12 protein-coding genes are annotated in these 14,800 nt (G+C 64.6%); 11 read left to right on the forward strand and 1 reads right to left on the reverse strand.

Features of this window, described 5'->3' with window-relative positions; all coding sequences use genetic code 11:
• The 6 genes from VGV07_RS14225 to VGV07_RS14250 all read left to right on the forward strand — a co-directional run.
• Positions 1-2,287: BapA/Bap/LapF family large adhesin (locus VGV07_RS14225; RefSeq protein WP_326869371.1), on the forward strand; the 2,287-nt coding region annotated here is incomplete at its 5' end.
• A gap of 17 nt (positions 2,288-2,304) precedes the next feature.
• A complete protein-coding gene (locus VGV07_RS14230; protein WP_326869372.1) occupies positions 2,305-3,726 on the forward strand; it encodes a TolC family protein in 1,422 nt (473 codons plus the stop codon).
• Positions 3,727-3,738: 12 nt separating this feature from the next.
• Entirely contained in the window at positions 3,739-5,910 is a 2,172-nt protein-coding gene (locus tag VGV07_RS14235; protein WP_326869373.1) for a type I secretion system permease/ATPase, read from the forward strand.
• A 1-nt stretch (position 5,911) separates the two neighbouring features.
• Positions 5,912-7,108 (forward strand): HlyD family efflux transporter periplasmic adaptor subunit, encoded by a 1,197-nt coding sequence (locus VGV07_RS14240; RefSeq protein ID WP_326869374.1) that lies wholly within the window; start codon positions 5,912-5,914, stop codon positions 7,106-7,108.
• Positions 7,109-7,395: 287 nt separating this feature from the next.
• Positions 7,396-7,590, forward strand: coding sequence for a hypothetical protein (locus VGV07_RS14245; RefSeq protein ID WP_326869375.1), 195 nt, complete (start codon positions 7,396-7,398; stop codon positions 7,588-7,590).
• Positions 7,591-7,810: 220 nt separating this feature from the next.
• On the forward strand, positions 7,811-8,203 hold the full coding sequence (locus VGV07_RS14250) for a MarR family winged helix-turn-helix transcriptional regulator (protein ID WP_326869376.1): 393 nt from the start codon (positions 7,811-7,813) through the stop codon (positions 8,201-8,203).
• Between the two features lie 515 nt (positions 8,204-8,718).
• Here VGV07_RS14250 and VGV07_RS14255 read toward each other — a convergent pair.
• On the reverse strand, positions 8,719-9,003 hold the full coding sequence (locus VGV07_RS14255; protein WP_326869377.1) for a hypothetical protein: 285 nt from the start codon (positions 9,001-9,003) through the stop codon (positions 8,719-8,721).
• A 348-nt stretch (positions 9,004-9,351) separates the two neighbouring features.
• Here VGV07_RS14255 and VGV07_RS14260 point away from each other — a divergent pair, with 348 nt between their 5' ends.
• The 5 genes from VGV07_RS14260 to VGV07_RS14280 all read left to right on the forward strand — a co-directional run bounded on the left by VGV07_RS14260 (position 9,352) and on the right by VGV07_RS14280 (position 14,778).
• On the forward strand, positions 9,352-10,584 hold the full coding sequence (locus VGV07_RS14260; RefSeq protein ID WP_326869378.1) for a sugar ABC transporter substrate-binding protein: 1,233 nt from the start codon (positions 9,352-9,354) through the stop codon (positions 10,582-10,584).
• A gap of 79 nt (positions 10,585-10,663) precedes the next feature.
• Positions 10,664-11,554, forward strand: a complete 891-nt coding sequence (locus tag VGV07_RS14265) for a sugar ABC transporter permease (protein WP_326869379.1) — start codon at positions 10,664-10,666, stop codon at positions 11,552-11,554.
• The gene (locus VGV07_RS14270) at positions 11,551-12,387 is read left to right on the forward strand and encodes a carbohydrate ABC transporter permease (protein ID WP_326869380.1); all 837 of its coding nucleotides are present in this window, start codon (positions 11,551-11,553) and stop codon (positions 12,385-12,387) included. The genes VGV07_RS14265 and VGV07_RS14270 overlap by 4 nt, the downstream gene beginning before the upstream one ends.
• Before the next feature lie 22 nt (positions 12,388-12,409).
• The gene (locus tag VGV07_RS14275; RefSeq protein WP_326869381.1) at positions 12,410-13,696 is read left to right on the forward strand and encodes a sulfatase-like hydrolase/transferase; all 1,287 of its coding nucleotides are present in this window, start codon (positions 12,410-12,412) and stop codon (positions 13,694-13,696) included.
• A 32-nt stretch (positions 13,697-13,728) separates the two neighbouring features.
• Positions 13,729-14,778, forward strand: coding sequence for a LacI family DNA-binding transcriptional regulator (locus tag VGV07_RS14280; RefSeq protein ID WP_326869382.1), 1,050 nt, complete (start codon positions 13,729-13,731; stop codon positions 14,776-14,778).
• The last annotated feature ends 22 nt before the right edge of the window (positions 14,779-14,800 follow it).

Here is a 14,800-nt window from a genome sequence, read left to right on the forward strand (position 1 = left end):
CGACGGCGGAACCACGTGGGACCCCGGCACCGCCACCAGTTTCGAGCTGCTGCCCGGCACCTACGACGCCGATGACGTGCAGGTGCGCCAGACCGATGCTGCCGGTAACACCAGCGACGAAGGCCTGCTCGGCCCGGTAACCGTGGATGTCTCGCTCGATGCCGTCAATGACAGCACGACGCTCGACATGGGCGCCGTCAGCGAGGTCGACTACGCCCCGCAGGTCACCAGCGACGTGGAGGTCATCGGCCTGCTTGAGTCCAACGAGGGCGCCGATGCCAGCGCTGCCGTGACGGTCCAGGCCGACCGCTCCGGCGAATTGCGGATCGAGATCAGCCAGACTGCGCTGGTCGCGGTTGGCGATGCCTACCGGCTGGATGTCATCGATTCCGATGGCAACATCGTCTACCAGGGCGCGACGGCAACGTCGCCGCTGGTCGGCCAGGTGGCCGGGCTGCAGGTGCTCGGCCTCACCGGCGACAACACGCTGGTCGCCACGGTCACCGGCCTGCCACCCGGGACCTATAGCGTTGTGATCCATAACGATTCCAGCGCCCTCACGGATCTGCTCGATACCGATGGTGGCGGCGTCTCGGTCCAGGAGCTGGGCGATGCCGGCGTGGTGGTCGGCGCCGACAACCAGTCCGTCGTCCTCACTGCGGTGTCCAATGCTCTCGGGCCATTGGGGCCGGCCGCCGTGCTGCTGCTCGATCCGGTGCTGACCGGGCTGAACGGTCTGCCGGTCACCGGCATCGTCGGGCCTCTCACCGGCATCCTGAATACGGTCGGCTTCCTCGGCTCGGTCGACGACGTGGTCGACGCCATCGCCACGGCCCTCCTCAGCAACACGCTGACGCTGCTGCAGGAAACGACGATCACCACCACGCTGACCGAATATGAGTTCGCCACCGAAACGGTCACCGGCAACGTCATCACTGGCGATGCCGGGCTGGGGGTAGACGACATTGGCGCCGGCGCCACCATCACCCAGGTGGTCAATTCCGATGGCACCATCGCGCCGGTCCCGGCCGGCGGCAGCGTCAACATCGCCGGCGAGTACGGCGAGCTGACGCTCAATTCCGATGGCAGTTACACCTACAATGCCTATGGCGCGCCCATGTCGGTCGGCGAGGCCGATGTGTTCACCTATACGCTCTCCGATGGCGGCGCGTCGGATACCGCCACGCTCACCATCACGCTCGATGGTGAGGCGGTGGTGGCCGCCGGCGACAGCGCTTCGGCCTCATTCGTGTGGGAGAATGTCGAGGAGGTAGTCACCGATTCCCACAACCTCTCCGGGGCCCTGACGGCCCAGACCACCAACAGCCCCACCTTCACGCTCGATGCCGCGACGCTCGCCTCTGGCACCGTCGTGGTCTCGGCCGGCCTCGCCGGCGTCGCAATGAGTGGCAACGCGGTGCTGCAGGAAGAGACTTCGCCCGGCGTCTGGACCAACGTGCCTGGCACCACCGACTCGTTCAGTGTGGTAATCGCGGTTCTCGGTGCCGAACTCGCCAGCATCGACATCGGCGCGCTTACGCTCGATCCGGGCAATTACCGGGTGCATGTCACCCTCAACGGCAGCCTCGCGGCGCTCGCCATCAACGTCGCCACCGATCTGACGCTGACCCACACCGATCAGTTCGTGCTGGACCAGGCGACGGGCGCTACGGGCAACGTCCTCGACAACGACGCCGCCGGTGCGACTACGACCGAGCTGCAGGTGCAGAACGATGCCGATCTCTATGTCGGCGGCCCGGTCACGGTGCAGGGCACTTACGGCACGCTCACCGTGCAGGCCGACGGCAGCTACAGCTACGTCCCCGATACCGGCGTCGCCTATTTCGATACGCCGCAGGTCGACAGCTTCAACTATCAGCTGGTGCATCCCAACGGGCAGATCTCGCAGGCCGTGCTTGATGTGACCGTCGAACCCTCGGGCGCGGGCATTGCCGGCTTCGCTGGTTTCTCGCTTATGAGCTTCGGCTTCGGCGACGACACCATCCCGCTGGGAGATTTCTCGGCGGCGCCGGACTCGGTCCTATCCAGCGAAGCCCCGGACCTCAGCGGCATCGTTGAGCCCCCGGCGTCCGATGACTCCACTTCGGTCGATGCCCTGCTCGATCAGTTCATCGACACGCAGGACGCCGGCACCGAACCCGATAGCACCTCGAGCGGTGCCCCCGACACCTCCCCGTCGCCCGAGCCGACTATGGAGGATCCGCTGGGCTATCTCACACCGGTACCCATCGACGATCAGCACCTGCAACATCCAACGGTGGTCTAGTTGAGCGGGAGCCAGACGTGCCGGAAGTGCTGATGGGAACCAAGCGTACGCGCTGCTGGCCCGCAATATTGGCGCTCCTGCCTTGCCTTGCCACCGCCGCCTGTTCGCATTCCGGTTCCCCGTCCTCGCTGGCGATGGAACCGCCGCCCACCGGGCAACCGATCCTCGCCCCGCAGCTCGATGCGCCCTCAACCATCGTGACTGCTTACGCGCCCGCCAATCCGGGCGCCTCCCTCGGCCTCGAGGAGGCGGTGCGCCGCGCCGTCGGTTGGCATCCCTCAATTGATGAGGCGATGGCGCGGCTGATGCAGCAGGCCGAAGAGATCAACATCGCCCGCTCCGGCGCCTTCCCCAGTGTCTCCGGCGGCCTGAGCCTCGGTACCGACGACGCCATCGGCGGCGGCAGCCTCGAGCCACAGCTGAACCTTTCGGCAACCCAGACGATCTTCGATTTCGGCAAGCTCTCGAGTTCGGTCGCCGCGGCGACCGCCGGCACCAATGTCAGCCGCGCCCAGGTGCTGCTAGCGACCGATAAGGTCATCCTCGATACCGGCTACGCCGTCATCGAGGCGCAGCGCTTCGAGGCCCTGCGGGAGACCGCGATGGCCCACCTTAGCGGCGTGCACGACATCGCGACGCTGGTCCGCCAGCGCACCGACACGGGCGCCAGCGCCCGTTCCGACACTGTTGAAGCCGACCTTCGCATAGAGGCCGCTGAGGCGACCGTTCTGCAGGTCGAGGCCGACCTGGCACGCTGGAAGAGCCGGCTCGCGTATCTCACCGGCGCCAACAGCCCCATCGGTGCCCAACCCGGCGTGCCGCAATGGCTGGCCGGCACGTGCACGGCCGAGCCGGTCTGGGCAAATATTCCCGCGCTTATGCAGGCCGAGGCGCAGGGCGCCCAGGCCAAGGCGCATTTGGATTTTGCTCACGCCGAGGCTCTCCCCACCTTATCGCTCGATGTCGGCACTGGACTCGACCTCAACGACATCAACGACAGTCCTGAGGTCCGCATCGGTTTCGATCTCTCTGGTAAGCTGTTCGATGGCGGCGCCGGTGGCGCACGCTCCAACGCCGCCGATTTTGCTATGCGTGCCGCCAACGCCGCCGCCAAAGGCGCGCGCACCGAAGTGGCGCTCGCCCTCACCGACGCGCGCAGTCGCACCGCAGGCCTGCAGCGGATGATAGGCTCCATGGCCGAGCGTGACGCGCTGCTAGTGGAAACGCGCGACCTCTATCGGCGGCAATATTTTGAACTGGGCACGCGCACGCTGCTCGATGTGCTCAACGCCGAGCGCGACCTGCATCAGGGTCGCCTAGAGATGATCAACGCCGAGCACGATATCCGCAAACTCCGGCTCGACTGCATGTACAATTCCGGCGCCGCGCGTCAGGCCTTCGGACTATCCGGCCAGACCATCCGCGGCGTGCCGCTCTAGCCGACGGACGCGATGGACAGGCACGACACCGGCAGAGACGAGAGTGCGCAACCGAAGGCCTTTGCCGGCGGCGCCTGGCTTGAGGCTTTGCGCCACATCGCCCAGCACTATGGTGTGCCCCTGTCCATGCAGGGCGCCCGCCAGTCCGTGCGCTGGAGCACGGCCACGGCCGAAATAGACCGCGTCCACGCGCTGGCCCGCACCATGGGTCTGCGCCTCAAGTTTGTCGAACCGGACGAGGTCGAAATCTCGAGCTGGCAATTACCGCTTGTCGTCTTGCTGCGCGGCGGCCGCCTCGCGGTCGTCACCGCCTTGAGCGCCTCGGGCGAGGCGAGCGCCATTCTCACCGGCAACCGGGGGCTGCAGACGCCCCTGCCGCTCGATCTGCTACTCGACAATGCCGAGGCCGTGGTGATCGCCCGCCCCAGCCGCGCCGTGCCCGATTCGCGCATCGACACCTATATCCGCCCCCACAGGGAAGGCTGGCTGCGCGGCATCCTGTTCCGCGACTTGCGACCCTACCTGCACGTTGTGCTCGCCTCGCTTGTCAGCAATGTGCTCGGCCTCGCCGGCGTGATCTTTTCCATGCAGGTGTACGATCGCGTTGTGCCGTCGGAATCGCTGCCCACGCTCTACGTGCTGTTCGCCGGCGTGCTGCTCGCCCTGATCTTCGATTTCCTGATGCGGCATACCCGCGCCTCCATCATCGATATCCTCGGCAAACGCGCCGACATCCGCATGTCCGACCAGGTCTTCGGCCACGCCCTGCGGGTTCGGAATCGGGCCCGCCCGGCCTCGACAGGCAGCTTCATCGCCCAGCTACGCGACCTCGAGCAAGTGCGCGACATGCTGACTTCGACCACTGTTACGGCGCTGGTCGATATCCCGTTCTTCCTGCTCTTTCTCGTCGTCTTCTGGTTCATCGGCGGCGTGCTGATCCTCGTGCCCATCGGCGCGCTGCTGCTCTTGCTCATCCCGGGTCTGTTGGCGCAGCGCCGGCTGCGCGCGTATGCCAACGAGGCCATGCGCGAGTCCTCCCTGCGCAATGCCATGCTGGTCGAGGCGGTGCAGGGCATCGAGGACATCAAGGCGCTGCAGGCCGAGGAGCGCTTCCAGCAGCAGTGGAACCACTTCAACGCCGTAACCGGCGAAGCGCAGCTGAAGCTCCGCGCGCTCACCAGCATGCTCAGTACCTGGACCCAGAGCGTCCAGACCGGCGCCTACGCCGTCGTGATCTTCTTCGGTGCACCACTGGTGATCACCGGCGACATGACCACTGGCACGCTCGTCGCCGCCTCCATCCTCGGCTCCCGCATGGTCGCGCCGCTGGCCCAGATCACCCTGGTGCTGAGCCGGCTGCAGCATGCCAAAGTCGGCATGCAAAGCCTCGATCAGATCATGCGCATGCCCATCGATCATCCACCTGACGAGAGCCGCATCGAGGTGCCGCGCATTGCCGGCGAGTACCGGTTGCGTAGCGCCGTGTTCCGCTACGGCGACGAGACCTCGCCCAACGCCCTCGCCGTGCGCGACCTCCACATCGAGCCCGGCGAAAAGATTGCACTGCTCGGCAAGAACGGCGCCGGTAAATCCACCTTGTTGCAGGCTCTGTCCGGCCTGCTCGAACCTGTCGCCGGCGAAGTGCTGCTCGACAACATGGCGCTCGCACAGCTCGACCCAGCCGATGTGCGCCGCGACACTGGCCTCCTTACCCAGAACGCCCGTCTTTTCCACGGTACCCTGCGCGACAACCTGCTGATGGGTGCCCCCGAGGCCGGGCAGGACGAAATCCTCGCCGCCCTCGCCATGGTCGGCGCCGACGAGTTCGTGCGCCGCCTGCCGCGCGGGCTCGAGCATCAGGTGCTCGAAGGCGGGCTCGGCCTTTCCGGCGGGCAGAAGCAGTCGATCCTCCTCGCCCGTCTCCTTATCCGTCAGCCGACTGTCCTGCTGCTCGACGAGCCGACCGCGGCCATGGACGAAGCCACCGAGCGCCATTTCATCAAGCAGCTCGGCCTCCTCGCCGAGGACAGGACGCTGGTGATCGCCACCCACCGCATGCGCGTGCTTGAGCTGGTCGACCGCATCGTCGTCATCGACAATGGGCTCATCGCCCTCGACGACACGCGCGAGAACGCCCTCAAGCGCATGCAGGGCATGAGCAATGTTGTCGGGGGAGGGCGCTAGCATGTCGCTTTCGGCTTTTGCGGGCAGGGGCGAGTCCTGGGTCTATGGCGACGCCGACGAGACCCGAGTCACCCGCTCGACCCGCGTCATCACGCTCTCCGCCCTACTGCTCCTTTCCCTCTTCGCCTGGTCGATCTTCGCCCGGCTCGACGAGGTCTCCACTGGCTCGGGCCGTGTCGTGCCGATCTCGCGCGAGCAGGTGGTGCAGTCGCTAGATGGTGGCATCCTCGCCGTGCTGCATGTCGGTGAGGATGATGTGGTCGCTCCTGGCCAGCTCCTCGCCCAGCTCGATCCCACCCGAACCGGCGCCAATGTCGAAGAAAGTGCCGCCCGCTATCGCGCCGCCCTCGCCAGCGCCGCCCGTTTGCAGGCCGAAGTGAATCGGTCCGAGCTCATCTTCCCCGCAGAGCTCGCTGCCTTCCCCGAGCTGCAGGTTTCCGAGCGCGAACTGTTCGAAGCCCGCCGATCGAGCCTCATCGAAACGCAGCGCTGGGTCGCCGAGTCGCTTGATCTTGTCCGCCAGGAACTGGCCATCAGCGAGCAGCTGACCAATGTCGGCGCCGCCAGCAATGTCGAGGTCCTGCGCCTGCGCCGCCAGGCCGCCGAGCTCGAGCAGCAGCAGGTCGATACGCGCTCGGAATATGTGGTGCAGGCACGTGAGGAGCTCGCCAAGGCCAATGCCGAGGTCGCGGCCTTGTCTTCCGTCATCAAGGGCCGCACCGATTCACTCTCGCGTCTGACCTTCTATTCGCCGGTCCGCGGCATCGTGAAGGATATCGAGATCAGCACCATCGGCGGCGTCATTGCGCCCAATGGCCGGCTGATGACCATCGTGCCGCTCGGCGACAAGCTGCTGGTCGAAACCCGCATCTCGCCGCGCGACATCGCCTTCATCCAACCCGGCCAACGCGCCACGGTGAAGCTCACTGCGTACGACTATTCGATCTATGGCGGTCTGGAAGGGCAGGTGACGACGGTTTCCCCCGACACCATCCAGGACCAGGCTCAGCCAGAGCTGTTCTACTACCGGGTTTTCATCGAGACCAAGGCAGGCCAACTGGTCAATTCCGCCGGTGCAAGCTTCCCCATCGTGCCCGGCATGGTGGCCACAGTCGATATCCACACCGGTTCGAAGACCGTGTTCGATTACCTGGCCAAGCCGCTGAACCGCGCCGCCGAGGCACTGCGCGAGCGTTAGGCCGCGATTGTTTTCAACAGATCCACGCGAATGCTCGCCGTGTATTGTCACCCCGTATCTCGGGGAGGGCAGAGTGTGGTTAAGACCATCTGCTAGCTATGGCTTGGGCACTGGTTGCTGTTGCTGCGATCATGCCAATACTGAGTTTTTCGGCATTTTGTCGTGCCCAGCGCCCCGGTTGTGGAAGTTAAAATTGCTGCGCCCCAGTTGGCAATGCCGCTATCGGCAGTGGCGTAACCCAGGGGCGGACCAAAGCGGGACGACTAATGAATCTCAGATACCAGAGCGTGCGGCTCGACCTTGAGGCGGCCAGGGAGCGCTTGAACGACAAGGAACACATCGACCGAGATCTCGGCCTGCTCATCGATCGCATTATCGAAACAGTGCTGACGCTGGAGTACCGCAAGGGACCGGCCGAGATTATCCCGTTCACTCCGCGCAAACGCATCGCGCCGACGCGCAGACGTGCCGAACGCCGCTAACCGACATTTCCTGATTCGGGTGCCGCCCCACGCACCCGCGCTCCGGACTGCCAGGAAGCAATCGATTTAGCACCGGTCCAGTCCAAAATCCCCATGTTTTCGGGGCTTTGATAAGCCACAGCGTAGCTGAGAAAACGGATCACCCTCAGTATTTGATGGGAGGTTCCTTGCTCGCATTGGCCTTTAAGCTGGGCGGCAGAAAATGCCTAGCGAGGGGGCTATGAGATTTGTGCTTCAGAACGCGCTGGCCAAAGACGGCATGGTCGAAGCTGTCCGTAGATTGATCAGTGCCGGCGCTATCTATGGCAGCAGCATGCCCAAGGGCCTCCAGGACGTCACCATCGTCCTTAAGCTGTTCGTCAACGGGGAGCTGGGTGAGGAGCTCTGCGTGAAGCAGGTGCTGGCGGACTCCGGTATCTCCGCCACCGGCACCTTGCGCCGGATCGAGAGCCTCGAGGCCGCCGGCCTCGTCCGCCGGCAGCCGGACGGGGACGACGCGCGGCGCGTCCGTGTCAGTCTGACCGAGCGGGGTCGCAACATGGTCATCGCCATGGTCCAGCAGGTCTACGGTCCCGTGCCTGGCCCCTACGAGGTCGGCGACGCGAGGTCATAGACCAGCAGCCGGGGCGATACGCTGCGGAAGGACGGGCTCCTCCACCTAGGGATGCCCGTAGAGGCATTCAGCAAGACCGGCGAACGCATAGCTCTTTCTCACCTTGTCAAACCACTTGCCGATCGATTGCCGGGCGATGCGGGAAGAATGGAGGCACGAACAGGCTTGGTCGGTGACGAGGAGCCACATGAGGTTCCGTGATCGCGCGATTGGGCGGAGGCAGAGCAGGTAGGATCGCAATCGTCTGTCCGCCTGTCTGTCCGCATAGCATCATGCCCGGAGAGCCGCAGGAACAGCCTGCTACGTCCTGACTCCCTCTCCGCCATTCATCTCCACTAAACGCCTGATTTTGTTATGCCAGGTCGGGTTCCGAGCTGCAATGCGGGCCTTCTGATATCCCTCTGACGCGCGAGACTCGGGCGCGGTGACGGTTGCGCCGTGCAAAACTCTGCCGCCCTGGAGCGCCCCTTTCGAAGGTGAATGGCCGGGGCAGTGGAGCGCCCCGGCCCATGGGCTCATTCGGGCCCAAGGTCGCAGTCGATGCCGCCGCCCTCCAGGCTCGACATGCCCCCGCCTGCATCGTCGCAGCGCTGAGTCAGCGAGTCCGGGTCGCAGGTGGTGAAATCGCTGGGGTAGGACTGGTCGCAGGTGTCAGCGACCACCTTGGGCTTGGCAACAAACCCGGTGGCGGCCGGTTGGTCGCCCCTGACGGGCAGGCGGACCTGCGCGGCCTCGGCGACCCCATAGCCCATGGCGAGGAGAGTGGCGAATGCCGCAATGGCAGTGCGGTTGTTCTTCATGCTGATGGTCTCCATCCTTGTTGAGGTGCCAGAAGGATGTTGGTGACGATGTGAACCGCGTTTGAGCAAATGGATAATGGCCGGTTCAGGGGCGATGCAGGCCGACCTCGGAACGGTACTTCTGGCGCCCTGTGCCGACCATGTCACGCGGGCCCGTGCGACGTCGTCATGCCCGAGTCAGCACTCGTTGATCGGGGGATCGAGCTTCATGGCGGCATCGCGGACGGTTTCCCCGCCACGGCGTCGTGTTCTCCTCTTCCGATCCGCTGCATTGTTTCGATTGACAAGCAGACCAATTTTGTTAATCGATTAACAAATGAAGCCGGAAGCGGCTCGGAGGAGGGGAAAATGAAGGCAGTTTGGAAGGGGATGGCTGTCGCGGCGGTCATCGGACTGGGCGTTTCCGCAGCACGCGCGGAGACGCTGACGGTTTACTGGAACGCCGGGCACGCCTGGGACGCCTACCAGGCGGTGATCGACAAGTTCGAAGCCGACAATCCCGGCTGGACGGTGCAGTGGGAGAAGTTCCAGTGGCCGGACATGCGCACCAAGCTGATCGCCGACTTTTCGGTCGGCAACACGCCGGATCTCACGGCTGAGCCGGGCGGTTGGGTGCAGGAATTCGCGCAGCAGGGGCTGCTCAAGCCGCTCGACGACTACATCAAGGCCGATGGCACCGCGATGGGCTATCCCGACGACTGGCAGGACTTCTCGGTCAAACGCAACATGATCGACAACTCCTACTACGGGGTGCAGATCCATCTCACCTGCGCGACGCTGGTCTACAATGTCGACATGCTTAAGGAAGCCGGCTTCGACGCTCCGCCCAAAACCTGGGAGGAGTTCCGCAATGTCGCCATCGCCACCACCAAGGGTGGCCGTTTCGGCTTCGCACCCAACCCGGTGACCTCGTACTACTGGCCGTGGCTGTTCCAGGCCGGCGCCAGCTATTTCGATCCGGCCGCCAACAAGGTGGTGTTCGACAGCGCCGAAGCCGCGAGGGGACTGCAGTTCGTTTCCGACCTGATCCACAAGGACAAGGCCGCGCCCCTGCCGGTCACCGGCGCCGACTATGAAGGGCCGCAGAAGCTGTTCACGGCCGGCCGTGCCGCCATGATCATCACCGGGCCGTGGGATGTGACGCCAATCCGGACCGGCAATCCCAAGCTCAACTGGGCCATCGCGCCGTCGCTCACCGACAAGACGCAGGCGACCCAGGCAGGCGGCGTGAGCCTGATGATCCCAGCCGCCGCCAAGCACCCCGACCAGGCCTGGGAACTGCTGAAGCGCTTCGTGGCGCTCGATACCGAGCTTGCCGCCTCGACTGCCAATGGCATGACCATGCCGCGCAAGTCATGGGCAGCCTCGCCCGAGGTGCAGGCCGACCCGATCCTGTCGAGCTTCGGACAGTGCCTGCCATATGCCCGTGACATCACCGCCGAGCTTCGCCTCACCGGCAAGAGCGCGCGCGTCGAGGAACTGCTGAAGACCGCCGTCGACGAGGTGATCTACAATGATCGCCCGGCGCAGGAGGTGCTGACCCAGTACGCCGCCGAAGCCAACAAGGCGCTCGGCGAATAGTCGTCCTCCCGAGCCGTCCCGGCATGCGCCAACATGACGGGACGGCTCACCCGGACCGCGGCTCGATCGGATAATTGCGATGCCATCCCTGGCCCACTGGAAAACGCGGCAGGCCCTGATTGCCTATGGGCTGCTGCTGCCGGCGATCGTCTACTTCGCCACCTATTTCTACTACCCGATCGTGGTCGAGCTCTGGGCGAGCTTCTTTCGCGGCGCACCGCTGATCGGGGAGGCCCGGTTCGCCGGCTTCGACAACTACATCCAGGCGATCACTGACGAACGGGTTCGCCGGGCGCTGTGGATCACGCTGGTTTACGCGGTTGCCACCACCGTCTTGACGCTGGTGATCGCACTCGGGCTGGCGGCGATCCTCGCGGGGCCGGTGCGCGCCAACAACGCCATCCGTGCAGTGATCTTTTTTCCCTACATCATCTCGTTCGTCATCGTTGCGCTGATGTGGAAAAGCCTGCTCGACCCTTACACCGGCATCCTCAACTCGATCCTCTTCGCGTTCGGCCTCGAGGGGCAGAACTGGCTCGGCATGCCGCAGACGGCGCTGCCGACGATGATCGCCATCACCGTGTGGAAGGATGTCGGCTACGCGATGCTGATCTATGTCGCCGCGATCCAGGGCATTCCGGCCTCGCTTTACGAGGCTGCGAGCCTCGATGGCGCCAGCCGGCGGCAGAGCTTTTTTTCGATCACGCTGCCGCTGCTCGCACCGACGACACTGTTCCTCGCGGTCATTTCGATGATCAGCCACCTGCAGGACCTGTCGGCGCCATACCTGCTCACCAATGGCGGTCCGGCCAACGCCACGAGGCTGTTCAGCCTGCATGTCTACGAAGCTGCGTTCGTCGAGCTCAATATCGGTTACGCCTCGGCGCTGAGCTTCCTGATGTTCCTCGTCATCCTCGTCATCACCTTCATCCAGTTCCGGCTCCTGGGCCGACAAGTGAGCTACGCATGAGCGCCGCCCTTCACGCGCGCAACCCGCTTGCAAACGTCGCCATCTACGGCGTGCTTGCAATTGCGGTGCTGCTGGCGATTTTCCCGTTCCTCTACATGATCTCGCTGTCACTGCAGAGCGACGCCGACCTGTTCTCGGGGGTGCCGGTGATCATCCCGACCCAGCTGCAGTTTTCGAACTACATCGACATCTGGGAGCGCGCGCCGTTTGCCCGCTTCGTGCTCAACAGCTTCATCATCGCGGGCGGGATCACGGCGCTGCACCTGATCTTCGATCCGCTGATCGGCTACGTCTTTGCCAAAATGCAGTTTCCCGGCAAGCGATGGATGTTCGCGGCGCTGCTCTCGACGCTGATGCTGCCCTTCTTCATCCGCATGATCCCGCTCTACATCCTCACGGCCGAGATGGGCTGGCTCAACACCTACCAGGGCCTGATCATGCCGTTCGCCATGAGCGCCTACGGCATCTTCCTGATGCGCCAGTTCATCCTGCCGATCCCGGATGAGCTGATCGATGCCGCCCGTATCGACGGGGCGGGTGAGCTCCGAATCTTCTTTTCGGTCATCCTGCCGCAGATCCGTCCGGCGATGGCAACGCTCGGGCTGCTCACCTTCGTGTTTCAGTTCAACGAGTTCCTGTGGCCGCTGATCGTCGTTTCGACCACCGAGATGCGCCCGATCACCACCGGGCTCACGTTGTTCAACCAGGAATTCTTCACCGCCTGGAATCTCACTGCCACCGGCGGTGTGATCCTGTTCTTCCCAAGCTTCGTCTTGTTCCTCTTCACCCAGCGCTACTTCATCCGCTCGGTGATGATGAGCGGCATGAAGTGACGAGCCTCGAAAGGCATTTCACGTGACCGAGCGCCCCAACGTCATCGTTTTCTTCACCGATCAGCAGCGCTGGGACACTGTCGGCGCACATGGCAGTGCGATGGGCGCAACGCCCAATTTCGACCGCCTGGCCAAATCCGGCATGCTGGTGCGCAACTCGTTCACCTGCCAGCCGGTCTGCGGACCGGCCCGCTCGATCCTGCAGACGGGAAAGTACCCGACCACCACCGGGTGTTACCGCAATGGCATTGCGCTGCCGCGGAGCGAGCAGACGCTGGCCCACCACTTCGCGACGGCCGGCTATGACACCGCCTATATCGGCAAGTGGCACCTCGCCGACAACGAGCCGGTGCCGCTGGAGGAGCGCGGCGGGTACGACGCGTGGCTGGCCTCCAACATTCTCGAGTTCACCTCCTATGCCTACGACACGGTGATGTACGACAACGACAACCAGCCGGTGCGGCTGCCCGGCTATCGCGTCGATGCCCTCACTGACGCCGCGATCCGCTACCTCGATCGGGTGCATGACAAGCCGTTCTTCCTGTTCGTCTCCTATCTCGAGCCGCACCACCAGAACCAGACCGACGACTACCCCGCCCCTGCCGGCTACGAAGAGCGGATGCGCGAGCGAATGGTGCTGCCCGCCGATCTCGTGGCGCTCGGCGGCACCGCGGCCAAGCAGTTCTCCGGCTATATGGGCCAGATCGCCAAGATCGACGAAGCCTATGGGCGGCTCCACGACGCGCTGCACAGCCTGAAACTCGCCGACGATACGGTGGTGATGTTCACCTCGGACCATGGCAACCACTTCAAGACCCGCAACGCCGAATACAAGCGATCCTGCCATGAGGCCTCGATCCGGGTGCCGACGTTGTTCACCGGCCCCAGGTTCGATGGCCGCGGCGCGCACGAGGGCATGAACAGCCTGATCGACCTGCCGCCGACGCTGCTCGACGCCGCAGGTATCGCGCCGCCGGCCTACATGCAGGGGCGCTCCATCCTGCGCAACGCACCACAGACCGATGACGACGTCTTCATCCAGCTCAGCGAAGATCATGTCGGGCGCGCGCTGCGCACTCGGCGCTGGAAGTACGAGGTGATCGCACCCGGCGGCGATGGCTGGAACGACATCGATGCACCGCTCTATCGCGAAGCGCATCTCTTCGATCTCGAAGCCGACCCGCATGAGCTCGATAACCTCGTTGCCGCCGTCGAGCACGAGGGCATCCGAACTCAGCTTCGCGACCGCCTGGTGGAGCGCCTGCGGCAGGCCGGAGAGGCAGTTCCGGAAATCGTGCCATCAGAGTAAGGAGATGGGCCAACCTCCGCCTCGTGGATGCCGTGCCCCAACGCGACGAACTCATCGACCGCCTGCCCGACGCGCCTCGCGCCCCCACCATGGCCGATGTGGCGAGGCTTGCCGGCGTCTCGACCGCCACCGTCTCGCATTATCTGAGCGGGCGTCCCGATCTGCTCGCCCGCATGGGATCGGATGTGCGGGAGCGGGTCCGTTCAGCCGTCGATGCGCTGGGCTATGTGAACAACAAGACGGCGCGACACCTGCGCATCCAGCGCACCGAGCGAATCTGCGTATTGCTGCCGCAACTGGGCATTCCCTACGCGGACCGCATCGCCAAGGATGTCGACGACGTGGCGCGCAGTCGTGGCTATTCGGCGATCATCGTCACCGCCCAGTCACTCGAGGAATGGCGACGGGTGATTGCCGAGGTGGAGGGTGGTCTTGCGGACGGCATTATCGGTGACGCCGACGGTTTCACCGAAGAGGAGCTGGCAGACCTGTTCGGCGATGGCTCCCGCCTCGGCAAGGCGCATCTAGTCCTCCACGCGAATGCCGACCCCAAGGGGTTTTCGGTTATCAACTACGACCGCCGGAGCGCGCTCCGGCTGGCCCTCGAGCACCTCGGAAGCAGCGGCAGACGCCGCATCGCTTACCTCGAAAACATCACCAATCGCGCCAATCCCCGAGCCCAGATGGTTCGCGACTACGTGGCGCAAAGCAGCGATATGCAACTTGTCGCGATGGTTCAATGCGCCAGCAGCCGAGCCAGAGCAGCCGAGGTAGCGCGGGACCTCGCCGGACGGCCGACGCGACCTGACGCGATCCTCGTCGAGTCCGACTTTTCCGCCGTCACGGTGATCGAGGAACTGCAGCGTGCCGGCATCGATGTGCCGCGCGACATTGCCGTGATCGGCTGCGGCAACGCCGAAGAAGGCTATTACGCCAACCCCCGCCTCACGACGATCGGCCCGACCGCCATCTCGCTCGCCGAACCTGCTGCCCACCTGTTCGATCGCATTCAGAACAAGGCGGCCGTGCCACCAAGTCGCTTCGTCCTGCCATGGACGCTGATCGTTCGCGACAGCGGCTAGACCCCGCGCCGAAGCGTCGCCG

The sequence above is a fragment of the Devosia sp. genome (genome assembly GCF_035944845.1).
Classification (GTDB): Bacteria; Pseudomonadota; Alphaproteobacteria; order Rhizobiales; family Devosiaceae; genus Devosia_A.

Excerpts from the sequence above, each read along its gene's own strand:
- VGV07_RS14235 (WP_326869373.1), top strand. The coding sequence starts at position 3,739 with ATGGACAGGCACGACACCGGCAGAGACGAGAGTGCGCAACCGAAGGCC.
- VGV07_RS14270 (WP_326869380.1), top strand. The coding sequence starts at position 11,551 with ATGAGCGCCGCCCTTCACGCGCGCAACCCGCTTGCAAACGTCGCCATC.
- VGV07_RS14260 (WP_326869378.1), top strand. The coding sequence starts at position 9,352 with ATGAAGGCAGTTTGGAAGGGGATGGCTGTCGCGGCGGTCATCGGACTG.
- VGV07_RS14240 (WP_326869374.1), top strand. The coding sequence starts at position 5,912 with ATGTCGCTTTCGGCTTTTGCGGGCAGGGGCGAGTCCTGGGTCTATGGC.
- VGV07_RS14255 (WP_326869377.1), bottom strand. The coding sequence starts at position 9,003 with ATGAAGAACAACCGCACTGCCATTGCGGCATTCGCCACTCTCCTCGCC.
- VGV07_RS14250 (WP_326869376.1), top strand. The coding sequence starts at position 7,811 with ATGAGATTTGTGCTTCAGAACGCGCTGGCCAAAGACGGCATGGTCGAA.
- VGV07_RS14265 (WP_326869379.1), top strand. The coding sequence starts at position 10,664 with ATGCCATCCCTGGCCCACTGGAAAACGCGGCAGGCCCTGATTGCCTAT.